The organism is Agrobacterium rubi TR3 = NBRC 13261 (genome assembly GCF_000739935.1).
Lineage (GTDB): Bacteria > Pseudomonadota > Alphaproteobacteria > Rhizobiales > Rhizobiaceae > Agrobacterium > Agrobacterium rubi.
In genome coordinates, this window is the sequence record NZ_BBJU01000023.1 from 161,861 (window position 1) to 183,745 (window position 21,885).

Genomic DNA, 21,885 nt, shown 5'->3' on the forward strand with positions numbered 1-21,885 from the left:
TTCTATACAATACGCGCGACGGCGCATAGCGGATTATAGGAATAAGGACCGATGGCCAAAAAGGTGCCCCAGCGGTCGTCTTTTTGGCCGATAAACACCTTCTGTTGAGCGATACAAAACTGCGTTGACACGCGCTTGACACAAATGAACTAACTGGTACAAACATTATATTGCGATCATCGAAACGCGGGAGGCGTTTAGCTTGCACGAGTGCAGGCGGGTCGAAAAAATCAGTTTTGTCGCCCAATTTGGACGGCAGCGGCTGGAGGAGAACGGTAAAACGTTCTGGCCGAACAGGGGAGGATAGATGTCTTACGCGCTTGATTTTTCTGCAGTCTATGACCGCCTGCCCGAGCTATTTCTGGCGTGCCTTGCCACAATTGGCTTGGCGATTGCGGGAATGTTCTTTGCAACGATCATCGGCGTCTTAGGCGTGATCGCCCGCGGCTCCCGTTTCAAGCCGCTGCGCGTGCTGGTCATCAGCTTTGTCGAGCTTATCCGGAACACGCCGTTTCTCGTGCAAATCTTCTTCATCTTTTTCGCACTTCCGCAACTTGGGCTGCGCTTGAACCCGACGACGACGGCGATTGTCGCGCTGGCGCTGAATGGTGGCGCTTACGCTATCGAGATCATCCGTGGTGGCGTAGATGCCGTTCCCAAGGGGCAAGTGGAAGCAGGGCTTGCGCTCGGGCTGCGTCGCGGACAAATCTTCCGCCACATTATTCTGAGGCCCGCCTTACGCGCGGTTTACCCATCGCTGACCAGCCAGTTCATCATGTTGACCCTGACGACATCGGTCTGCACGTCGATTGCGGCCTATGAATTGACGTCGGTCGCGCAAAGGATCGAGGCCGAGACCTTCCGCTCATTTGAGGTCTACTTCTCCATTACCCTGCTTTACCTCGTCATTTCCTCTCTGATGATGGGCGTGTTCGCACTGATTTCGCGCCTTTCCTTCAGCTATCCGGTCAAGTGAGGCGAAAACAATGTTCACCATCGGTCCCAACGAATTGTTTTTCCTGATGCAAGGTCTGAAATGGACCCTTGCCTTGACGGTCATCGGCTTCATCGGCGGCGGCGTCTTCGGCCTTTGTGTTGCGCTGGCCAGAACGGCCGAGAACAAGGTCAGCCAGCGCGTGACCGCTGGCTACATAACGGTCTTTCAAGGTACGCCGCTCTTGATGCAGCTTTTCGTAGTTTATTACGGCGTGGCACTTGTGGGTCTGGACATCGATGCCTGGATTGCGGTGGCCATTGCGTTTACGCTGCATGCCAGCGCATTCCTCGGTGAAATTTGGCGCGGCGGCATTCAAGCCGTCTCCAAGGGACAGACGGAAGCCGCCAAGGCGCTTGGCCTTCACTATGTCTCGCGCATGAAGGATGTGGTTCTGCCGCAGGCATTGAGAATTTCCCTGCCTGCGACAATCGGTTTTCTCGTCCAGCTCATCAAGGGCACATCGCTCGCCGCCATCGTCGGTTTCGTTGAGCTGTCGCGCGCAGGCCAAATCGTATCCAACCAGACATACAAGCCGCTGACGGTCTTTGCGATCGTCGGACTCATCTACTTTCTCATCTGCTGGCCGCTTTCGCTGTGGGGCGCCGGTGTCGAGAAGCGGCTTCAAACCGCATCTCGTTAATTTATCATCAGCTTTGTAAGGAGGAGCAAAAGATGAAATCCAAGAGCATGAAACTGAACCGCCGTATGCTGCTAGCACTTGCCGCAGCAACAGTTGCCCTGCCATTCGTCACACCGGTCGATGCATTCGCCGGTACCGTCGAAGAGGCAAAGGCCAAGGGCAAGGTCGTCATCGGCATTCAGGGTGACAACTCCCCATGGGGCTTCGTCAACTCCAGCGGCGTGCAGGATGGTCTCGACGCCGATATCGGCAAGGCCTTTGCCGACTATCTCGGCGTCAAGGCAGAGTTCGTTCCGCTGGCCGTTGCCAACCGCATTCCCGCATTGATGACCGGCAAGGTCGACGTCTTGTTCGCCACGATGGGCATGACTGCAGAGCGTGCCAAGACAATCCAGTATTCCCAGCCTTATGCCGGTAACGTCCTTTCTGTTTACGGCCCGAAGGACAAGAAAATTGCTGGCTACGACGATCTCTCCGGCGTTCCTGTTGGCGTGCCGAAGTCCAGCGCGATGGACACGGCGATCACAGCTGGCGCAAAGGGCGCCAACATCCTGCGCTTCGATGACGATGCAGCCAACATTCAGGCCTTGATTTCCGGTCAGGTCGATGTGGTCGGTGGCAACCAGTTCTACGGCGACCGTCTGAATGCGGCTGCGCCTGACAAGTATGAGACGAAGTTCGATCTGACGACACTTTACAACGGTGCCGCCACCCGTCCTGGTGAAAAGGACTGGAATGAAACCATCAACGCCTTCCTGGTGAAGATCAAGGGCGATGGTGAACTGGCGAAGATTTACACCAAGTGGATGAAGCGCGAGGTTCCGGCCTTCCCGGAATCCCTGCCAGACGTTCCCTTCACCGTAAAGTAAGCAGGAGGTCACCATGCCGCAAACCAACGCCGCTCAGGTTCCGCTGATCGCCCTTGAGGGCGTGGAAAAGTGGTATGGAGCCTTTCATGCGCTGAAAAATATCAATCTGACAGTTCGCAAAGGCGAGAAAATCGTTCTTTGCGGACCGTCCGGTTCCGGAAAATCGACGCTCATCCGCTGCATCAACCATCTGGAAGAAATCCAGACGGGCACGATCACCGTCGAAGGAACAAAGCTCACGAGTTCGGCCAGTGCCATCGACACCGTGCGCCGGGAAGTCGGCATGGTGTTCCAGAACTTCAACCTGTTTCCGCACAAGACCATTCTGGAAAACTGCACGCTCGCGCCCATGCGGGCAAAGGGTTTGTCCAAGGCGGATGCCGAGAAGACCGCACGCAAATACCTGGAGCGTGTGCGCATTCTTGATCAGGCAGACAAATATCCCGCACAGCTTTCCGGTGGCCAGCAGCAACGTGCAGCGATTGCGCGCGCGCTGTGCATGGAGCCCAAGGCCATGCTGTTCGATGAACCGACATCGGCGCTCGATCCTGAAATGGTCAAGGAAGTGCTCGACACCATGATCGGCCTTGCCCGCGACGGCATGACGATGATCTGCGTGACCCACGAAATGGGCTTTGCGCGACAAGTGGCCGACCGGGTTGTCTTCATGGCCTCTGGAGAGATCATCGAAGAAGCTCCGCCGGAAGAGTTCTTCCGCGATCCCAAACACCAGCGCACACGCACATTCCTGGGTGAAATTCTCGCCCATCACTGATGGGCGCCTTTCACGTCCCGCGCCCTGCCCCATCACCTCATTCAATGAGTAATGCTCAGCCATGACAGACAGACCATCATTGAAAGTCGGACTGATCGGTGCCGATATCCAGCTTTCCAAGACACCGCCGATGCATATGCGCGAGGGTGCGGCGCACGGTATCGACTATTCCTACGAACTGATCGATATCCATGCCCGCAACGTGGCGGAAAGCGCTCTGCCCGCCTTGCTGGATGAAGCTGAAGCGCGCGGCTTTGCGGGTGTGAACATCACCCACCCCTTCAAACAGGTCGTCATTCCGCACCTTCACACACTGTCCGACGATGCGCGCATGCTGGGTGCCGTCAACACGGTGGTTTTTCGGGATGGAAAACGCACCGGACACAATACGGATTGGTACGGGTTTTACGAAAGCTTCAAGCGCGGACTTCCTGATGCGAAACGCGATCGCGCACTTCTGATCGGTGCCGGTGGCGCAGGTGTGGCGGTTGCCCATGCAGCATTGAAGCTGGATATCGCCCACCTCGATATTTTCGATCAGGACATCAACCGCGCCAAAAACCTCGCGGACAAGCTGAACGAGCGATTTGGCGACATCAGGGCTTTTGCGGTCGAGGACCCGGCCCAGTCGCTTCCCCATGCCGATGGCCTGATCCACGCGACACCCGTCGGCATGCCGGCGCATCCCGGAATACCAGTGCCGGAGAGTTTGCTCGAAGCCCGCCATTGGGTTGCCGATATCGTCTACATGCCGCTGATCACCGCCTTGTTGGCGGCTGCGGCGAGGAAAGGTTGTCAGACGCTGCCCGGCGGCGGCATGGCCGTGTTTCAGGCGGTTGGGGCCTTCAGGCTGTTTTCAGGACAAGAACCTGACCCGACACGCATGACCGCGCACTTCAAAGAACTCTGCGAGGCCGAGGTTATCGCATGAACCGTTTCATCAACCGCCATTTTCGGTAGCATCGATATGATCGACCCGAAGTACATAGCGCAACACCATATCAGCGACATGCTTCGACAAGGCTTCCTGACCGTCTTCGGTAAACAGACTGTTGCCGAAGATGAACGAGAAGGTCGCGACATTCGAGACGTTGAAGAAGGACAGCGCGCTGATCTGCCAGTGCAATTCCAGCGCGTCGATGCCGGTGCGAAAGACGCCCTGTTTCTGGCCCCGCGCCAGCACACTTTCCAGCGCTTCAATGGCCGGACGGTTGAGCTGACGGATGGTCTCAGAACCCTGCATGTGGCGCCCATGATGAACATTCTCGATCATGACCATGCGGATAAACGACGGGTGGCGACGATGGTGTTCGAAGGTAAAACGACACAGCTTGTCGAGTGCCGCGCGCGGTTCCATGACGTCAAGGTCAAGATCGCTCTCGCCGCCGCGCACCTTGGCGTAGGCTTCCTCAAGAACCTGCTGATACAGGCCCTCCTTGTCGCCGTAATAATAGTAGATCATGCGCTTCGACGTGCGGGTGCGCGCTGCAATCTCATCGATGCGGGCACCGGACAGACCATTTTGCGAAAACTCTTCCATCGCGACCGACAGAATGTCGCGGCGCACGCCTTCAGGGTCGCGTTTTGCCTGCCGCGTAACGCTGGCATTGATAGAGGTCGCGGCTTTGGTCATTGTCCACCCATCCACGGTTGGCCCATCCCCAGCCATTACCACCGTTATTAACCAAATAGTACATAACACTGGAAAGGAAGGCAATATGGTCATCCCCGGCACCCCGCAGCAAAAGCTGCCCATGCGGACCTCCATCGCAACAGTTTCCATCAGCGGAGAGTTTCCAGAGAAGCTTTCTGCCATTGCAAAGGCTGGTTTCTCAGGCGTCGAAATCTTCGAGAACGATTTCCTGACCTACGACGCTTCGCCACGCGAAGTGCGCAAGATGGTCCTTGATCACGGACTCGAGATCACCCTGTTCCAGCCGTTTCGCGATTTCGAGGGTATGCCTGATCAACACCGGCAGCGGGCATTCGAACGTGCCGAGCGCAAATTCGACATCATGGGCGAACTCGGCACTGATCTGATGCTGATCTGCTCCAATGTCTCGCCGATTTCCTTGGGTGGTGTCGATCGCGCAGCCAACGACTTCAACGAGTTGGGAGAACGCGCCGCCAAACACGGGCTTCGCGTGGGTTATGAGGCTTTAGCCTGGGGACGCCATATCAGCGATCATCGCGATGCATGGGAGGTGGTGCGCCGCGCCGATCAAGCCAATGTCGGCATCATCCTCGATAGCTTCCATACGTTGTCGCGCAAGATAGACCCCAATTCGATACGCTCCATACCTGGCGACAAGATCTTCATCGTGCAATTGGCGGATGCGCCCTTGTTCGACATGGACCTGCTCTACTGGAGCCGCCATTTCCGCAATATGCCGGGCGAAGGCGATCTGCCGGTGGTGGATTTCATGCGCGCCGTCGCCGCCACGGGGTATTCCGGCCCGCTGTCTCTAGAGATTTTCAACGACCAGTTCCGCGGCGGTTCAGCACGTTTACTGGCCGAAGACGGACACCGGTCGCTGATTTACCTGATGGACCAGGTGCGACGTTTGGAGCCGGATATTCGCATATCCATGCCCGACATGCCAAGCCCGGTGGAGACTTCGGGTGTCGAGTTCGTGGAGTTCACGACAGGACCCAATGAGAAGGCCGAACTGGAGGCTTTGCTCGACACGCTCGGGTTTGCGAAGTCGGCGCGTCATCTCAACCGAGAGGTCGAGCTTTATACGCAAGCCGATATTCGCATCGTCATCAACACCGACAGCACCGGCGAAAGCTTTGCTGGCTCATCCTATTCCGTACACGGCACCAACGCCTATGCCTTTGGCATGAAGGTGACGGATGCCAAGGCGGCATTGGAGCGCGCGGCGGCCATGGGTGCGCAGACTTTCATCGAGCCCCGACAGAGCGGAGAAATTGCCATTCCCGCCATTCAGGGTGTCGGCAACGGGGTCATCTACTTCCTTGACGACTCCCCTGCCCTCTCTTCCATCTGGGAGCAGGAATTCAAGCCGCTTGAACCAGACGTACCAGGCGATGCAGGCCTCACACGGATCGACCATCTGGCGCAGACCACACGTTATGACGAGATGCTCACGTGGCTGTTGTTTTACACGTCTATCTTCTCGATGCGCCGCACACCGATGGTGGACGTGGTGGAGCCCGGCGGTCTTGTTCGCAGCCAAGCCATCGAAAGCCTGCCAAAGGCAGACTTTCGTTTGACCATGAACGGTGCTGACAATCGCAAAACATTTGCGGGCAAGTTTCTGGCGGAAGGTTTTGGCACCAGCATCCAGCATATCGCATTTTCGTCCAACGATATTTTCGCCACCGCCAAGGCTCTACAGCAGCGCGGCTTCCGCGCCCTGCCGATTTCGCGCAACTATTACGACGATCTCGAGGCACGCTTCGGCCTAGAGCCGGAACTGTCGGACGCGCTGCGCGCCTCCAGCATTCTTTATGACCGCGACGACAATGGCGAATATTTTCAGATCTATAGCCAGACCTTCGGCGAAGGCTTCTTCTTTGAAATCGTCGAACGACGTGGTCAGTATGCTGGTTATGGTGCTATGAACGCGCCCTTCCGTATCGGTGCGCAGCGACGCCTGCTGCGCCCGGCGGGTCTTCCTCGCGATTGATGAGCCGCATTACCGAACGGCGGATCAGCCTCGGCCGACAAAGGGCATTTTTGTCGCCATGACCGTCATCGTCAACACGTTGGCATCAAGTGGCAGGCTGGCCATGTAGACGACGGCATTGGCGACATGGGTGGCGTCGATAGTGGGTTCGACGGCGACCTCGCCGTTTGCCTGACGCACACCGTTCGACATTCTCTTGGTCATATCGGTCGAGGCATTGCCGATATCGATCTGGCCGCAGGCAATGTCGAAGTCGCGCCCATCGAGCGCCAGAGATTTGGTCAATCCGGTAATGGCATGTTTGGTGGCCGTGTAGGGCGCCGTGTTCGGGCGTGGCGTCGTGGCAGAAATCGAGCCGTTGTTGATGATGCGGCCACCATGCGGCGACTGGCTCTTCATCAGCCTGAACGCTTGCTGGCTGCACAGAAATGCGCCGGTGAGATTGGCGGCCACGATGGCGTTCCAGTCTTCAAAGGTCTGATCTTCGATGGCAACACTGGGGACATTGATGCCTGCATTGTTCACCAGGAGGTCAAGCCGACCATAGGTGTCCGAGATCGTGTCGAACAATGCGCGCACCGAGGACGGGTTGCCGACATCGGCAGAAACGGCAAGAAACTCCGCACCGGTCTCATTACCGAGTTCAGTCGCTGCACTATTGACGACCTCTTCGCGCCGGCCTGATATCACGACCTTGTATCCGGCAATACCGAGCGCCTTGGCGATGGCTCGGCCAACGCCGGTTCCCCCACCTGTGACCAGCGCAACCTTTGCCTGCCTGTTTCCAGCTGTCGTCGTCATGCAATAAACCCTCCCAGTTCGTCGCCAACTCTATCTGCCGCTCATCTTGAAGATGCGCTCACGGTGACGCAAGGGCATCTTTCAGCCCAAGGCCCTGTCGCGGTTTGAGATCGAGATCGGCCTCGATGTGATTGATGTGCCGGATCATCAGCGCACTGGCACCATCGCCATCGCCCTTTTCCAGCGCGTCCAACATGGCAGAATGCTCCGAATGGCCGCAGCTCGATATACCGGACCGGCCATACAAGGCGATGACGAGAGAGGAGCGCGCGACAAGCTCGTCCATGAACTTTTGCAGAATGACGTTGCCAGCCACCGACGCCAGCATCAGGTGAAAGTCACCGGACGCCTTTATCTCGCCGCGGCGTGCTGTCGGGCCGCGCTCGTTCATATAGCGGGCTTCCTCATCCAGCTGGCGGCGGAAGTTGGCGATATCTTCAGGCGTGATACGCTCCACGGCACCGGCGACGATGCCTGGTTCAATTAAGCGTCTGGACGCAAAAATCTGCCGTGCTTCGTCTGGTGAGGGGTTGGACACGAAAGCACCACGGTTTCTCTCCGTCTTGACCAGCCCCTCGAAGGTCAACATCTGCAACGCAGCACGCGCGACTGTGCGACTGACATCAAACAGCGCACCGACCTCGTTTTCCGAAAGCTTCGTGCCGGGCGTCAGCCGCCGGTCGATGATGGCATTGCGCAAAGACTCGCGGATGGCCTGAGAACGGTCCTCTTGGGAGGTATCTGAGATGAAGAGTTTTTCGCTGATGGTCATCGCTTGATCCAAACACTTCGTCTTTCTACAGCGACAGGCCACCCCATGCCAAGCGGATTGTTTTTGATCATGGTCTAAGATTGCATACGATTTACGCAATAGATCGAAAACGATCGCTTCATTTTTAATCGGACGTCACTAGAGTGTCTAAGGCTATCAAAACTAATCAAGCATTTTTAATGGTTTAGTGAAACTGGCACGATTGATGCTTTCTATTATTCGACGCAAGGAGCGCCGGATGAGCAAAGCTGCTGAAATCGATATTGTATCCGTCTCGAAGGTTTACGGCACCACCACGGCCGTTCATCCGATAAGCCTGAAGATTCCGGCTGGCACTTATTGTTGCCTGCTCGGCCCCTCCGGCTGCGGCAAGACATCGACCCTTCGCATGATCGCTGGCCACGAGAGCATCACGTCCGGTGACGTGCGCCTGGGAAACACCGTGGTGACGGACTTTCCGCCCGCCAAACGTGGCACCGCGATGATGTTTCAGTCCTACGCTCTCTTCCCGCATCTCGACCTCATCGACAACGTCGCCTTCAGCCTGAAGATGAAGGGTGTCGGCAAGGACGAACGTCGCGCAAAAGCGATGGAAATGTTGAAACTGATGCAGCTCGAAGCCTATGCAACGCGCCGTCCGGCCCAGCTTTCCGGTGGGCAGCAGCAGCGTGTCGCGCTGGCCCGCGCCCTGATTACTGATCCGGAAGCACTGCTGCTCGACGAGCCACTTTCAGCGCTCGATCCATTTCTGAAAATCCGCATGCGCGCAGAGTTGAAAAAGCTCCAGACGTCTCTCGGCATCACCTTCGTGCATGTCACTCACAGCCAGGAAGAGGCGATGGCGCTTGCCGATATCATGGTCATCATGAATGACGGCCGCATCGAGCAGGCCGCCCATCCGCGTGTTATCTTCGAAAAGCCCGCCACTGCCTTCGTGGCCCGCTTCATGGGCGACCACAATGTCATCTCGGGCCGCATAACCGAGGTTGTCGGCGATGCCTTGATGATTTCCGTGCCCGCGGGTGGAGAGTTTCTGGCCAGTGGCGACCGGGGAGAACTAACCGACACGGCCGATATCGCCGTGCGCACCGACCATGTTCGGATTGGTCCACCGTCGGAAAAAGGGCTCGGCTTCACCGGCTCCATCACCAATATCGAATATCGCGGCTCGTCGGTCAAACTATCCGTCACCGGCGCCGGGATCGATGATTTCACCGCCATCCTGACCGACACAGAATTCTTTGCCAACCCGGTCAAGGTTGGCGAAGCGATACCGCTTTCCTGGGCGCGCGAGGACGCAATCGTTCTCGGTCGCCTGCAGAACTGATGCCATCCATAAAAAATCAACCAGAGGAGAACAGGCAATGACCGAGACCAAGAAACCAACAAGCATTTCGAGACGCACGCTGTTGAAGACGGCATCCGCCGCGGCAGGCCTTGTCGCAGGTTCCGGCGCCATCACCGGCTTCCCGACCATCTGGGCGCAAAACCCCATCACGCTGCGCCAGTTCGGCACGGGCGTATCGAACCTCAATGCCATTGCCGAAAAATGCAAGGCAGACCTCGGCATCACGCTTGAGATGACGGCAACCGATTCCGACGCTGCCGCCCAGCGTGCTGTCACCCAGCCGAATTCCTATGACATTGCCGACATCGAATACTGGATCCTCAAGAAGGTCTATCCAGCAGGCGTCATCCAGCCGATGGAAGTGAAGAAACTCAAATATTACGACAAGGTCGTTCCGCTGTTTAAAAACGGCAAGCTGAAACCCGACAGCGTGATTGCACAAGGCACGGCCCCGCACACCGTTGGCTTCGTCGAAAAGCCCGGCACCAAGACGTTTGCCAAGAGTGAAACAGAATGGTTCACGATGATGCCGACGATCTACAATGCCGATACGCTCGGCATTCGCCCGGATCTTGTGGGTCGCGAAATATCGACTTGGGCCGATATCATGGACCCCAAATTCAAGGGCAAAACATCCATTCTCAACATCCCGTCCATCGGCATCATGGATGCAGCGATGATCATGGAAGCTATGGGCAAGCTCAAATATGCCGACAAGGGCAACATGACCAAGGAAGAGATCGACAAGACGATCGAATTCCTGATCGAAGCAAAACAGGCCGGCCAGTTCCGCGCGTTCTGGAAGTCCTTTGACGAGAGCGTCAACCTGATGGCATCAGGCGAAGTGGTCATCCAGTCCATGTGGTCGCCAGCCGTTGCCGCAGTTCGCTCCAAGGGCATCGCCTGCAAATATCAGCCGCTGAAGGAAGGCTATCGCTCATGGGGTGGTGGTCTTGGTCTCGCCAAGCACCTGACCGGTGCGAAGCTGGATGCCGCCTACGAATATATCAACTGGTACACGTCCGGTTGGGTCGGCGCCTATCTCAATCGTCAGGGCTACTATTCCGCGGCCATGGACACGGCGAAGGAACATATGTCGGCCGACGAGTGGGGCTACTGGATTGAAGGCAAGCCAGCGCAGGGCGATATCGTCGCTCCCGATGGCAAGGTCATGGAAAAGGCGGGCGCGGTGCGCGATGGCGGCTCGTTCGAAGAGCGCATGGGTCACGTCGCGTGCTGGAACTCCGTCATGGATGAAGACCGCTACATGGTTCGCCGCTGGAACGAATTCATCGCAGCTTAAGCCTGGCGAAAAGTGTGGGAGGAGCCTGTCGGGTACGACCGGCCCCTCCCCTTTCAAGACCGTTGACATCACCGCACGCGCTGCAAGAGGAAAAGACCATGGCGACTATGACGTCTCCGGAAATGGAAAAGATTGGCGACGCCAACGCCAAGAGCTTTCGCCTGTCGCCAGTGCTTGTGTCCTATCTTCAGGCCACGCCTCTTGCTGTCATTCTCGGCGCGTTTTTGCTGCTGCCGATCCTGATGATTACCGTCGTCAGCTTCTGGGATTACGATTTCGCCCAGATGTATCCCGACTTTCTGACCATGAACTACGCGGAAACGCTGGGGTCGTGGGTCACTTGGAAAACCTATCTCAACACGCTGAAATATGCATTTCTGGTGTGGAGCATCACACTCGTCATCGGCTTCTGGGTCGCTTACTTTCTGGCGTTTCACATCCGCACCAGCGCCATGCAGATGGTATTGTTCCTGGTCTGCACGGTACCGTTTTTGACGTCGAACATCATCCGCATGATTTCGTGGATACCAGTGCTGGGCCGTAACGGGCTGATCAACTCGACGCTAATGAGCACCGGCCTCACCTCGCAACCGGTGGAATGGCTGCTCTATTCGGATTTTGCGGTGGTGCTTGCCATGGTGCATCTTTACACGCTCTTCATGGTCACCCCGATCTTCAACACGCTGATGCGCATCGACAAATCGCTGGTCGAAGCCGCACGTGATGCAGGGGCGTCCAGCTGGCAGACACTGACCAATGTCATCTTCCCGCTTGCAAAGCCCGGAATGGCCATCGGCACCATTTTCGTCGTAACGCTCGTCATGGCTGATTTTTCGACCGTACAGGTCATGTCCGGCGGTCAAAGCGCATCGGTTGCGCTGATGATGAAAAATCAGATGTCGCTTCTGCAATATCCCGCCGCCGCTGCCAATGCCGTGGTGTTGCTCGTTCTCGTCTTGATGATGGTCGCAGGCATCCTGCGCATCGTTGATATCCGCAAGGAGCTATGAGATGCACAGCGACAAGCGCGGCCGCGAGTTTTATCTTCTGGCGATCTTTTTTGCGGTCTTCGTGCTGTTCCTCTACGGCCCGCTTTCCGCCATTCTCATCCTGTCGTTCCAAGGTCCCAATGGCGGCCTAACCTTCCCACTGAACGGCGTATCGCTCCGCTGGTTTGCCAATCTCTTCGAAACCCAGGCTGTAGGTGATTTCGGCGGCTCGTTCAAGCGTTCGGCCAGCCTCGGCATCATGGTGATGTTGGTCACGGTCGGCGTGTCACTGCTCGCAGGTCTCGCCTTCCGTCGCCGGTTCATCGGCGCGACCGCGCTGTTCTATCTGGCAGTCGCAAGTCTCGTGGTGCCGTCGATCATCATTTCGCTTGGCATCGGCGTCGTCTTCCAGCAACTCGGGCTGGAACCCTCCTGGTACACATCGGCTTTCGGGGCGCATCTGACCTGGACCTTACCCTTTGGCGTCCTCATCATGTTTGCCGTCTTCAACCGGTTTTCCCCGGCCTATGAGGAAGCCGCACGCGATCTGGGTGCCAGTTCATGGCAGACCTTTGCCCACGTGGTTTTGCCAATGATCGCACCAAGCCTTATCGGCGTCGGTCTGTTCGGATTTACGCTGTCCTATGACGAATTTGCCCGCACCCTCATGACGGCTGGTACTTTTAACACTCTGCCACTCGAAATCTACGGCATGACGACCAATGTGACGACGCCGGTGCTGTATGCATTGGGCACGGTGACCACGGTCTTTTCCTTCCTCGTTATCGCCGCAACACTCGGCCTCATCGTCCACCTCAACCGTCGCCGTCTGCGGTCGTAAAGAGACATTCATGCGCATTCTCATCGCCAATCCAAACACGACCGCCAGCATGACCGCGACGATTGCGGATTCGGCTGCGCGGGTGGCCAATGCCGGGACGGATATTACCGCTGTCACGTCATCCATGGGGCCTGTTTCGATCGAAGGGTACTACGATGAAGCCTTCGCCGTGCCGGGTTTGCTGGTGGAGATTGCCAAGGGTGAAATGGCCGGCGCGCAAGCCGCGATCATCGCCTGTTTCGACGATACGGGCCTGGATGCCGCGCGTGCTTTGGCCAATATTCCCGTGATCGGCATTTGCGAGGCGGCCCTCGCCACGACATCCTTCATCGCCCAGCGCTTTACCATCGTGACGACAATGGAGCGGTCGCGCCAGCCGCTGGAACATCTCGTCCACCGCTATGGCATGTCCAGCCGTTGCAACGTGCGCGCGGCCGATATTCCGGTCCTGTCATTGGAAGACCCAACCTCGAACGCCCGCGACAAACTGCGCCACGAGATTGGCCGCGCATTGCGGGACGACCGGGCGGAGGCCATCATTCTGGGCTGCGCTGGCATGGCAGACCTGACCGCCGAATTGCGCAACGAGTTCAACGTGCCCGTGGTCGATGGTGTCGCCGCCGCCGTCAAGCAGGCGGAAGCGTTGATCACGCTTGGCCTTACCACAGCAAAGAGCGGCGCCTATGCATCTCCGATCTCAAAGCCCTACAAAGGCATGCTCGAAATGTTCGAGCCGCGACTGACGATGGGAAGCTGATTGCCGTCTCGACTCAATCCGCCGCGTTGGTCACGACGACGATCTCGGGATTCCAGCTTTCCGGCAACGGATCAGGACGGGCAATGGCAATGTCGTCCGTTTTCAGTCCCGATACACCCTTGGTGAAGATACCGGGAATTCCACCTGGATACTCGATGAGGCCGATGATCTTGCCATCTGGCCCGAAGCGCCAGGCATTGACACGACCGGCACTTTTGTCGCCGATCGGAAACCGGTCAAACCGATCCTCAATAGTGGGGCGAATGTCGTAGCTCAGCCCAGTCTTCAACGGTCCTGCCTTTTGTTCGATCGCGATGCGGCGCAGGACGATGTCGGATATGCCGCCATCATGTTCCGCAACCATGTTGATCGCGCCTTCCATACTACCGGTGATATCTTCGATCAGAACGTTGCGAACGATACCTGCGGGGAACTCTTCCGGGCGGCGGTCTAGAACCGTAATCGTGATAGCCTCACCAGATCCCCAGTAACCGGCAGGTGTTTCGTGGCAATCGACGGAAATGCGCACGAAGCGAATGTTTTCCACCAACCCCCCATCGCGCGAAAAGATGCCAAGGCCGCGGTTGGATTTTTCGATTTTGACATCTTCAAACGCAATGTTGCGGAACGGCGAAAAACTTTCCGTGCCGAGCTTCAGCGCGCAGGAGAGACTTTCGACGACGCAGTTCTTGACGCTGATATTCTCGCAAGGCCCTGTCAGTGAGCCATCTTCGCGGCGGGTGGTTTTCAGCACGATGCCATCATCTGCGGTGCGGAAAGTGCTATCGGTGATGGCGACGTTGCGGCATCCGTCGATCACGATCCCATCGGTGTTGGGCATGCGACGGTCGTTATCGACGCTGACACGTTTGACATCGATGTTTTCGCAGGCGGCGAAATGCATCGTCCACATAGGCGAGTCATCGATGCGCAAATCTTCGATACGAATATCCCGACAGCCGTCGAGAACAAGAATGCGTGGGCGATAGCGGTGGGCCACCAGCGTTCCCATGTCGCCATCGACGCCATGGGAATAGTGCGTCGAACCGGCGCAGAAAATTCGGCCCTCGCCGCACAGCGTGATGTTCTTTTCACCGACGGCAGTCATCATCGCGCGGTCGCTTTCTTCCGCAACGATGGCGACGGTGGTCTGCGCATAGGCCTCGTAGTCGGGCACGAAATGCAACTCGGCACCCTTGACGATCTCGATCGTCACATCAGACGGCAACCTCAGTCCGCCACACTGGTGAATGCCCGGCTCCAGCACAACATGGAGGTGACCCTGATGTGTGTCGAACAGCGATTGCAGCCGTGTGGTCAAAACCTCTTGTTGAGGCGCGATGCGAATGGCGGAAGGAGACGTCATGGGATATGTAACCTGCTCATATCGGAAATATCATCGTGGCGTGGCGGCGGGTGGAGCCGCCAGCGCTGTCATCTTCAGCAACGGGTCTGTAGCAGCGCTGCGATATAGCCGTAGCAAAATGCAAAGGCGACCTGCTGCTGGTTTTCACCTGAAAGTGTCGGCGCGTGATCTGGCATCACCATGTATTTGTAACCGGTGTCGCGCAGCGCATCGATGACGGCAGGCATGTCCATATCGCCGTCCTCTGGAAAACTTTCGCGGAAGGAGTAACGCTTGCCGACGATGTTGCGGAAGTGGATGTTCATGATCTTGCCACGCTCACCAAACCACCGGGTGATTTTGGGCACTTCGGACACATCTTCCACCATTTCACCCAAGGTGCCGATGCAGAAATTCAGGCCGTGCACTGGGCTTTCATGCATGCTGACAAAGCGCTTCATACCCTCAACCGAGCCAAGCACGCGGGTAACGCCCATATAGCCGGGTGGTGTTGCCGGATCATGCGGGTGGCAGGCCAGGCGTACATTGACGGATTCCGCAACCGGCACCACACGCGCCAGGAAGTAGTCGACCCGCTCCCAGATCGTGTCTTCATCCAGGTTGCCGACACCAACGGGCGCCGGTTCATCAGGATTGGCAAGATCGAGCCGGAAGGCTTCGGCCATATAGCCACCACGACCCACTTCCATCGGCGTGCGGGGAATGCCGATATAGTTAAAGTTGTAACGCACGGAGGGAATACCGGCGGCGGCGCAATTTTCGATCAGGCGGCAGATGCCGTCGATCTGCGCATCACGCTCCGGTCCCGCCAGCATGATGTCCTTGCACGGAACATTGCGATCAACGCGGGTGGACGGCATGGGCAACTGCGTCATGTCGAGCGTCAGGCCGAAGCTCTCGATCTTTTCGCGGAAGGCCTCCAGCGTTGCACAATCCCAACTGCGCCAGTCTCCGTCCGGGGTAGCTGAAATATTGCTCACGCCGAGCTGCTTCATCACCCTGTAGTCATCGTCATTGCGGGCGGGGATCTGCGTTCCGAGATACATCTGACATGCTCCGATTGTAATCTGTTGGTGAGGCCTTCAAGGCCATTGGCTATTCGGGTTGAAAGAGAGGCTCGGTCAGCCCCTGGAAGGGAAGATCGACAGCGTAGACATCACCGCCGGGACCATTGCCACCGGCCCGCAACGTCGTGATGAAGGCCGTTTTCAAATCCTTGCCGATGAAACACATATTGGTGGCGTTGGGCACATCGACCTGAATTTCCGCGTCAACGACCCCATCCGGCGTCATGCGAACGATGCGTCCGCTATCGCTGGCTGCAATCCAGTAGCAGCCATCGACATCGATGGCCGCACCATCAGGACGCCCTCCAAGAAGCGCGCGATCAGCGAACAGGTGGCCATCGCCAACATTACCGGTCTCGATATCGAAATCGTGACGCATCACATGCGGGTTGAGCGGATTGGAGTCCGAGACATACATGGTCCGGCCATCGGGGCTCCAGGCCAGACCATTCTGGGTGCGAAAGCTTCCACCCCGTTCAACCACGTCAGCATTTGGCCCAATGCTGAACAGCTTGCCGAATGCGCCTGGCGCCGACGTATCCGGGGCCATGGATCCGGACCAGAAGCGCCCTTGCCGGTCGCAGGCTCCGTCATTCATCCGCCAGCCCGGCTTGAGATCAGGTCCACCGTGGTATTCAAGTTCAACGGCATCGCCGTTAAAAGTCAGCCTCGCGAACCCACGTTCGGTGGAAGCGATGAAACCGCCACTGGCCCTAACAGCCAGTGCACCGATCTTCACCGGCAGATCGAACCGCTCCAGGGCGCCATCTGGATAGGTCATGCGGTAAAGCGCCAGACCCGGCGCATCGACCCAGGTCACACGGGCACGATCCGGCTCCCAGACGGGCGTTTCACCGGTGATGCAGCCCGGTTGGGCAATCTTTTCGGCGACAAAAACCGGTCTACCATTGCGTTCCATGATTCCAGCCTGACCTTGTTGACAGTCCTCGATTATACCAGCGGCACGATGCGCCGTTCGGTCGCCTTGTCGAATAGCAGCGCTTTGCCGTTGGCAATGCTCAAGCCGACCTGATCACCCATATGCAGCGGGCTACGGCTCTTGGACGATACCAGCACCTGACCGACCGATGTATCGCAGATAACGGTCGTATCGGAGCCAGTTGTTTCCACGGCGTGGACCTTGGCCTGAAGGACACCGGCAGTCTCATAAGGCACGATCTCAAGATATTCCGGTCGAACACCCATCAACACGTCGCGCCCGCTCACGTCACCATAGTTGCCGGGGATAGGCAGGTTCGCTTTGCTATCGTGCAACACAAGTGTCTGGCCGTCAGGACTGACCTTTGCCTTCAACATATTGATGGAGGGCGAGCCGATAAAGCTTGCGACAAAGACGCTGTCGGGCAAATCGTAGAGTTCAAGTGGTGTGCCCGCCTGCTCCACGCGACCATCCCGCAACACGACGATCTTTTGTCCCATCGTCATGGCCTCGACCTGGTCATGCGTCACATAGACCGATGTCGTGTTCGACTTGTGATGCAGGTCGCGAATTTCGCCGCGAACCTGGCCGCGTAATTTCGCATCGAGGTTGGACAAGGGCTCATCAAACAGAAAGACAGCCGGGTTACGCACGATTGCACGGCCCATGGCAACGCGCTGGCGCTGACCACCGGACAGTTCCTTGGGAAGACGGTCGAGCAACTTTCCAAGGTCGAGCATCTGCGCCACGTCATCGATCTTGCGCTTGATCTCGTCTTTGGGTCGATTTGCGAGCCGCAGCGAAAAGCTCATATTTTCGCGCACCGTCATTTGCGGGTAGAGCGCGTAGCTCTGGAACACCATGGCGATGTCGCGTTCCTTGGGCTCCAGATCGGTCACATCGCGGTTGCCGATATGGATCGTGCCTTCGCTGGCCTCTTCCAAGCCGGCAATGATGCGCAACAGCGTCGACTTGCCCGAACCAGACGGCCCGATCAGAACGCAGAACTCACCTGCGGCGATATCGATGGAAACGTCCTTGATGACATCCACCGCGCCAAAAGACTTCGAAACACCCCTTAGGGAAACTGCACCCATCTCATTCCTCTTGAATTGTCTCAGCGCACGATGTGCGGATTAGCCTTTGACAGCCCCGGCCATGATGCCGCGGTTGAACTGGCGTTGAAGCAGAAGATAAACGATGACACTGGGCGCCATCGCAACCAGCGTCGCGGCGACGAGAATGTTCGGCGTGATCGTATCGTCGACACGCAGGGACGCCAGCGCCACGGGAAGCGTCATCATGTTCTTGTCGTTGACGACGATGAGCGGCAGCAAATACTGGTCCCAGATCATAATGAAGCCGAAGATCAGCACGGTACCAAGTGCCGGGCGTACGAGTGGCAGAATGACGCGCAAGAAAATTTGCCATTCGCTCGCGCCATCGATACGCGCCGCCTCTTCTAGTTCAAGCGGTATGGCGCGCATGAATTCGGTCAGCATGAAGATCGAAAATGCCCACCCAACCGCTGGCAGGATCATCGCCAGATAGGTGTTATAGATCGAGACATTGATGATCGGGATTTCCTTCTGGATGACCAGATAAAGCGGAATGGCGATCACCTCTTCCGGCAGCATCAGCGTGCACAGAATGAGCAGGCTGACGATAGCTGCTCCCCGAAATTTCTTGCGGGCCAGCGCATAGGCCGCAAGCGCACTGACGACAACCTGAAGCGTCGTACCGACGACCACAACGATGATGGAGTTGGTCAGGTAGCGCCAGACATTCATGTCGAAAATGGCGATCCTGAAGTTTTCCAGCGTCGGGTTATGGGGGATCAGCGTCAGTTCGCCGGGCTTGAGGCTGACGCCGCTGAAAGCCGTGACCAACGCACCCCAGAACGGGCCGACGAAGATGACCAGAATGATCGCGTAGAGAACGTAGCGGGCAAAGTTCAGAAGATGATCGGTTTTCATCGGACGCATCCTCACGACGTGATTTTGGATTTGATTTTCATGTGCAATAACGTCAGCAGCACGGTGAAAACCAGCAGCATGAAGGAGATGGCCGAGGCATAGCCATAATTCAGTTCCTCGAAACCGACCTTGTAAATGTGGGTCATGATGGTCGAGGTGGAGCCCGCAGGACCGCCGCCCGTCGTCGCATAGACCTCTGCAAAGACTCGGAAGCCACGAATGAAGGACAGCATCAGCACCACCGAGATCGATGGAACAATGCCCGGCAGTGTGACATGCCACAGCTTGCGCCACCGGCTGGCACCATCCACACTTGCGGCGTCGTAAAGCTCGCGATTGACGCCAACCAGACCGGCCACGAAGATGACCATGTCATAGGGCGCACTTTTCCAGATGCTCATCAGGATAAGCACCCACAGCGCCTGGTTCGGATCGCTGAGGAAGCCTTGCGGTTCAACGCCGATGACACTCAACAGCGAATTCACTAGGCCATAATCGGCAGAATTGAACAGGATACGCCAAATCTCGGCAATGATGGCCACGCTGGTGATCGCGGGCAGAAACACGGCAGTGCGGATGACGCCGAGGTGACGTGCGGGACCTTCCAGAGCCAGCGCCAGAAAGAACGCAACGGAGGAGGCTCCGATCGTTGCCACGATGACATAGATCGTGGTGTGAAGAACCGCGTCGCGCAGAGCCAAGTCGCTGAAAGCGCGGGCAAAGTTATCCAGCCCCACCCATTTGCTCTCGGAATAGAACTGCACATCGTAAAACGACATGGAGAAGCCCGAAATCATCGGATAGAACTTGAACCACGTGAAGATGATGAGTGCCGGGGCCAGAAACAGCCATGGTGTCATCATCGATCCAAAGCGCTTCTTGCCCCTACGACGTTTCGGGCGAGATGCAAGGCTGGTCGGCGGAACGACGGACGTCTGCGTTGCGGACATGGTCACCTCAAAGACAGGGCATGGTACCCGGCGCAACCGTTTTCAGGCGGCGCCGGAAAATGCTGTTTACTTATAAGAAGCGGACAGCACGTCCTGACCGCTCAGTTCCTTGGCCACCTGCTTATTCAGCGCCTCAAGTTCGGTCGGCACATCGGCATCACACTTGGCAAGAATGCTGTTGAAGCCCTCGCCGGTCAGCGTGCGCACAGCCGTCCAGTTCGGGATAGGCGGCATATAATGGCTGGACTTGTCGAAGGTCTCCTTGAAGACCATCCAGCGCGGGTCCTGGCGAATGGCGTTCACGTCCACTTTGCTATTGACCGGCAGTCGAACGATCGGCGTGCGCCCACTACCCTGCGCCATGGCGATTTCCTGGCCTTTGGGCGAAATCAGGAAAGAGAAGAACTTGTTGGCTGCGTCGTGATCCTTGGAGCTCTTCAGCAGAAACGCGCTGGTACCCTCGGCAAGAGAAGCGATTCCGCCTGGACCAGCAGGCATCATCTCAACTTCCACGACATCCTTGCCGGGCTCGGCGTCAAGCTGCGGAATGTGGTAGGGGCCAGAGATGAAAATTCCCGTCTGGCCGGACCTGAAAGTCGGCAACGTATCACCAGTAGTGGCGTTGATCGCGCCGGGCTGGGCAAACTTGTCGCAGATCATGCCACGCACATAGGTCAGTGCCTGCGCGACCTGCGGCGTGTTCAGAGTCGGCACGAAACCATCCGGCACCTGCTTCACATAGTCTCCACCGGCCTGCCAGATGAAGCTGCTGATAAACCAGCTGGCGTAACCGCGTGTCGTGGAACCGGGTATCGCCATGCCGAATGTATCGGCCTTTCCATTGCCATCGGGGTCTTTGGTTGTGAACGCCTCAGCCAGCTTGCGCACGTCATCCCATGTCTTGGGAACAGGCATGCCGAGCTTTTCACGCCAATCCTTGCGAATGAACATGGCAAAGGATTGCGCCGAAATCGGCACCGAATAGAGGCTGCCGTCGCTTGCCTTGGCGCCATCCCATGCCGACTGCGACACGTCCTGACTTCCGGTGATTTTTGCAGGGTCGATCGGTTCGAGAATACCCATCTGGCGCATCTGCCCCATAGCCGTCGTATCGTTCAGAACGATATCAGGCAATGTGCGGCCCGCTGCGGCGCGCGCCAAGCGCTGCTCGAAATCGACGCCGGTGTTGAACGTCTCGACCTTGATGCCGGTTTCTGCGGTGAATGCGTCGGTCAGCGCCTTCAAAACACTGAGGGACTCGTCGGTCTGGCGAGACCAGACGCTGATGGACTGCGCTTGCGCAACGCCCGCACCAGCGCACAACATGGCGCAACTAACCATCAAAGCTCGCAAGGATTTTTTATGCATTCAGACCTCCCATATCCATCCCGGATCAAGCGTAATACAGACCACGCTCAACAACTCAAATGATGAGTTAACCCAACTTATAAGACAATACAAGAAATTAATATGCTAATATATCACTGCAACCAAGGGACGGTAAAACATCCACCTTTGTGGATGGATGTGATGAATATGCCAAGCACGGCTTTCTGCAAAGCGTTAAGTCATATGCCTTCGGAACCTCTGTCGGGCGATAAAAGAGGTGTGATAGGTCTGTGATTACCTGTTGTTTCAACGCAGGATGCAGCCACAGAAGCGGAGCTGCACGTCTTCGGTTGAACAGCACACAGACGTTCCTTCATCTCTGAAACCAAGAAATGTTGGAATAATGGCGAAAGATATATGATGAATATCGAAAGCCAGCTCACCACATCGTTGAGAGCCTTGGGGAGTGAGAGACATGTCTGCCGCATCAACCAAACAGATACGTCTGGAGA

The 21,885-nt window shown here is 57.0% G+C and carries 21 protein-coding genes; 11 read left to right on the forward strand and 10 right to left on the reverse strand.

What is annotated here, in order from left to right:
• The first annotated feature begins 307 nt into the window (after positions 1-307).
• From RRU01S_RS17595 to RRU01S_RS17615, 5 genes are all read left to right on the forward strand, one after another.
• The gene (locus RRU01S_RS17595) at positions 308-976 is read left to right on the forward strand and encodes an amino acid ABC transporter permease (protein ID WP_045231594.1); all 669 of its coding nucleotides are present in this window, start codon (positions 308-310) and stop codon (positions 974-976) included.
• Positions 977-986: 10 nt separating this feature from the next.
• On the forward strand, positions 987-1,637 hold the full coding sequence (locus tag RRU01S_RS17600) for an amino acid ABC transporter permease (RefSeq protein WP_045231595.1): 651 nt from the start codon (positions 987-989) through the stop codon (positions 1,635-1,637).
• 32 nt (positions 1,638-1,669) lie between these two features.
• Entirely contained in the window at positions 1,670-2,506 is an 837-nt protein-coding gene (locus tag RRU01S_RS17605) for a transporter substrate-binding domain-containing protein (protein WP_045231596.1), read from the forward strand.
• 13 nt (positions 2,507-2,519) lie between these two features.
• Positions 2,520-3,281 (forward strand): amino acid ABC transporter ATP-binding protein, encoded by a 762-nt coding sequence (locus RRU01S_RS17610; protein ID WP_045231597.1) that lies wholly within the window; start codon positions 2,520-2,522, stop codon positions 3,279-3,281.
• Between the two features lie 61 nt (positions 3,282-3,342).
• Complete coding sequence (locus tag RRU01S_RS17615; protein WP_045231598.1) at positions 3,343-4,212, forward strand: shikimate dehydrogenase; 870 nt, start codon at positions 3,343-3,345, stop codon at positions 4,210-4,212.
• A gap of 9 nt (positions 4,213-4,221) precedes the next feature.
• Here the strand turns inward: RRU01S_RS17615 and RRU01S_RS17620 are convergent, their stop codons facing one another.
• A complete protein-coding gene (locus RRU01S_RS17620; RefSeq protein WP_045231599.1) occupies positions 4,222-4,914 on the reverse strand; it encodes a TetR/AcrR family transcriptional regulator in 693 nt (230 codons plus the stop codon).
• Between the two features lie 121 nt (positions 4,915-5,035).
• On the opposite strand from RRU01S_RS17620, the gene RRU01S_RS17625 reads away from it, so the two are divergent.
• Positions 5,036-6,934 carry a bifunctional sugar phosphate isomerase/epimerase/4-hydroxyphenylpyruvate dioxygenase family protein gene (locus RRU01S_RS17625; protein WP_045231667.1) on the forward strand — a complete coding sequence of 633 codons (1,899 nt, stop codon included), beginning with the start codon at positions 5,036-5,038 and terminating at the stop codon, positions 6,932-6,934.
• Between the two features lie 24 nt (positions 6,935-6,958).
• On the opposite strand, the gene RRU01S_RS17630 is transcribed toward RRU01S_RS17625, so the two are convergent.
• Both RRU01S_RS17630 and RRU01S_RS17635 read right to left on the reverse strand, forming a co-directional pair.
• Entirely contained in the window at positions 6,959-7,735 is a 777-nt protein-coding gene (locus RRU01S_RS17630) for an SDR family oxidoreductase (RefSeq protein WP_045231600.1), read from the reverse strand.
• 58 nt (positions 7,736-7,793) lie between these two features.
• Positions 7,794-8,507, reverse strand: coding sequence for a GntR family transcriptional regulator (locus RRU01S_RS17635; protein ID WP_045231601.1), 714 nt, complete (start codon positions 8,505-8,507; stop codon positions 7,794-7,796).
• A gap of 238 nt (positions 8,508-8,745) precedes the next feature.
• Between RRU01S_RS17635 and RRU01S_RS17640 the strand changes: the two genes are divergently transcribed.
• The 5 genes from RRU01S_RS17640 to RRU01S_RS17660 all read left to right on the forward strand — a co-directional run bounded on the left by RRU01S_RS17640 (position 8,746) and on the right by RRU01S_RS17660 (position 13,745).
• Entirely contained in the window at positions 8,746-9,834 is a 1,089-nt protein-coding gene (locus tag RRU01S_RS17640; RefSeq protein WP_045231602.1) for an ABC transporter ATP-binding protein, read from the forward strand.
• Between the two features lie 37 nt (positions 9,835-9,871).
• Positions 9,872-11,158 (forward strand): ABC transporter substrate-binding protein, encoded by a 1,287-nt coding sequence (locus RRU01S_RS17645; protein WP_045231603.1) that lies wholly within the window; start codon positions 9,872-9,874, stop codon positions 11,156-11,158.
• Between the two features lie 122 nt (positions 11,159-11,280).
• Entirely contained in the window at positions 11,281-12,168 is an 888-nt protein-coding gene (locus RRU01S_RS17650; protein ID WP_412674300.1) for an ABC transporter permease, read from the forward strand.
• 1 nt (position 12,169) lies between these two features.
• Complete coding sequence (locus RRU01S_RS17655; RefSeq protein ID WP_045231604.1) at positions 12,170-12,988, forward strand: ABC transporter permease; 819 nt, start codon at positions 12,170-12,172, stop codon at positions 12,986-12,988.
• A gap of 10 nt (positions 12,989-12,998) precedes the next feature.
• Positions 12,999-13,745 carry an aspartate/glutamate racemase family protein gene (locus tag RRU01S_RS17660; protein ID WP_045231605.1) on the forward strand — a complete coding sequence of 249 codons (747 nt, stop codon included), beginning with the start codon at positions 12,999-13,001 and terminating at the stop codon, positions 13,743-13,745.
• A gap of 13 nt (positions 13,746-13,758) precedes the next feature.
• Here the strand turns inward: RRU01S_RS17660 and pglB are convergent, their stop codons facing one another.
• The 7 genes from pglB to RRU01S_RS17695 form a co-directional block, all read right to left on the reverse strand.
• A complete protein-coding gene (gene pglB / locus RRU01S_RS17665) occupies positions 13,759-15,111 on the reverse strand; it encodes a polygalacturonase PglB (protein ID WP_045231606.1) in 1,353 nt (450 codons plus the stop codon).
• 74 nt (positions 15,112-15,185) lie between these two features.
• On the reverse strand, positions 15,186-16,157 hold the full coding sequence (locus tag RRU01S_RS17670; protein ID WP_045231607.1) for a mannonate dehydratase: 972 nt from the start codon (positions 16,155-16,157) through the stop codon (positions 15,186-15,188).
• A 49-nt stretch (positions 16,158-16,206) separates the two neighbouring features.
• Positions 16,207-17,097: an SMP-30/gluconolactonase/LRE family protein gene (locus tag RRU01S_RS17675; protein ID WP_052816124.1), complete on the reverse strand. Its 891-nt coding sequence runs from the start codon at positions 17,095-17,097 to the stop codon at positions 16,207-16,209.
• Between the two features lie 32 nt (positions 17,098-17,129).
• On the reverse strand, positions 17,130-18,215 hold the full coding sequence (locus RRU01S_RS17680; protein ID WP_045231608.1) for an ABC transporter ATP-binding protein: 1,086 nt from the start codon (positions 18,213-18,215) through the stop codon (positions 17,130-17,132).
• A 39-nt stretch (positions 18,216-18,254) separates the two neighbouring features.
• A complete protein-coding gene (locus RRU01S_RS17685; protein WP_045231670.1) occupies positions 18,255-19,094 on the reverse strand; it encodes a carbohydrate ABC transporter permease in 840 nt (279 codons plus the stop codon).
• 11 nt (positions 19,095-19,105) lie between these two features.
• Positions 19,106-20,044, reverse strand: a complete 939-nt coding sequence (locus tag RRU01S_RS17690; protein WP_209806571.1) for a carbohydrate ABC transporter permease — start codon at positions 20,042-20,044, stop codon at positions 19,106-19,108.
• A 66-nt stretch (positions 20,045-20,110) separates the two neighbouring features.
• Entirely contained in the window at positions 20,111-21,412 is a 1,302-nt protein-coding gene (locus RRU01S_RS17695; protein WP_045231609.1) for an ABC transporter substrate-binding protein, read from the reverse strand.
• Positions 21,413-21,885: the final 473 nt, after the last annotated feature.

Coding starts and splice junctions, on each gene's coding strand:
- RRU01S_RS17595 (WP_045231594.1), top strand. CDS start 308: ATGTCTTACGCGCTTGATTTTTCTGCAGTCTATGACCGCCTGCCCGAG.
- RRU01S_RS17600 (WP_045231595.1), top strand. CDS start 987: ATGTTCACCATCGGTCCCAACGAATTGTTTTTCCTGATGCAAGGTCTG.
- RRU01S_RS17605 (WP_045231596.1), top strand. CDS start 1,670: ATGAAATCCAAGAGCATGAAACTGAACCGCCGTATGCTGCTAGCACTT.
- RRU01S_RS17610 (WP_045231597.1), top strand. CDS start 2,520: ATGCCGCAAACCAACGCCGCTCAGGTTCCGCTGATCGCCCTTGAGGGC.
- RRU01S_RS17615 (WP_045231598.1), top strand. CDS start 3,343: ATGACAGACAGACCATCATTGAAAGTCGGACTGATCGGTGCCGATATC.
- RRU01S_RS17620 (WP_045231599.1), bottom strand. CDS start 4,914: ATGACCAAAGCCGCGACCTCTATCAATGCCAGCGTTACGCGGCAGGCA.
- RRU01S_RS17625 (WP_045231667.1), top strand. CDS start 5,036: ATGCGGACCTCCATCGCAACAGTTTCCATCAGCGGAGAGTTTCCAGAG.
- RRU01S_RS17630 (WP_045231600.1), bottom strand. CDS start 7,735: ATGACGACGACAGCTGGAAACAGGCAGGCAAAGGTTGCGCTGGTCACA.
- RRU01S_RS17635 (WP_045231601.1), bottom strand. CDS start 8,507: ATGACCATCAGCGAAAAACTCTTCATCTCAGATACCTCCCAAGAGGAC.
- RRU01S_RS17640 (WP_045231602.1), top strand. CDS start 8,746: ATGAGCAAAGCTGCTGAAATCGATATTGTATCCGTCTCGAAGGTTTAC.
- RRU01S_RS17645 (WP_045231603.1), top strand. CDS start 9,872: ATGACCGAGACCAAGAAACCAACAAGCATTTCGAGACGCACGCTGTTG.
- RRU01S_RS17650 (WP_412674300.1), top strand. CDS start 11,281: ATGGAAAAGATTGGCGACGCCAACGCCAAGAGCTTTCGCCTGTCGCCA.
- RRU01S_RS17655 (WP_045231604.1), top strand. CDS start 12,170: ATGCACAGCGACAAGCGCGGCCGCGAGTTTTATCTTCTGGCGATCTTT.
- RRU01S_RS17660 (WP_045231605.1), top strand. CDS start 12,999: ATGCGCATTCTCATCGCCAATCCAAACACGACCGCCAGCATGACCGCG.
- pglB (WP_045231606.1), bottom strand. CDS start 15,111: ATGACGTCTCCTTCCGCCATTCGCATCGCGCCTCAACAAGAGGTTTTG.
- RRU01S_RS17670 (WP_045231607.1), bottom strand. CDS start 16,157: ATGTATCTCGGAACGCAGATCCCCGCCCGCAATGACGATGACTACAGG.
- RRU01S_RS17675 (WP_052816124.1), bottom strand. CDS start 17,097: ATGGAACGCAATGGTAGACCGGTTTTTGTCGCCGAAAAGATTGCCCAA.
- RRU01S_RS17680 (WP_045231608.1), bottom strand. CDS start 18,215: ATGGGTGCAGTTTCCCTAAGGGGTGTTTCGAAGTCTTTTGGCGCGGTG.
- RRU01S_RS17685 (WP_045231670.1), bottom strand. CDS start 19,094: ATGAAAACCGATCATCTTCTGAACTTTGCCCGCTACGTTCTCTACGCG.
- RRU01S_RS17690 (WP_209806571.1), bottom strand. CDS start 20,044: ATGTCCGCAACGCAGACGTCCGTCGTTCCGCCGACCAGCCTTGCATCT.
- RRU01S_RS17695 (WP_045231609.1), bottom strand. CDS start 21,412: ATGCATAAAAAATCCTTGCGAGCTTTGATGGTTAGTTGCGCCATGTTG.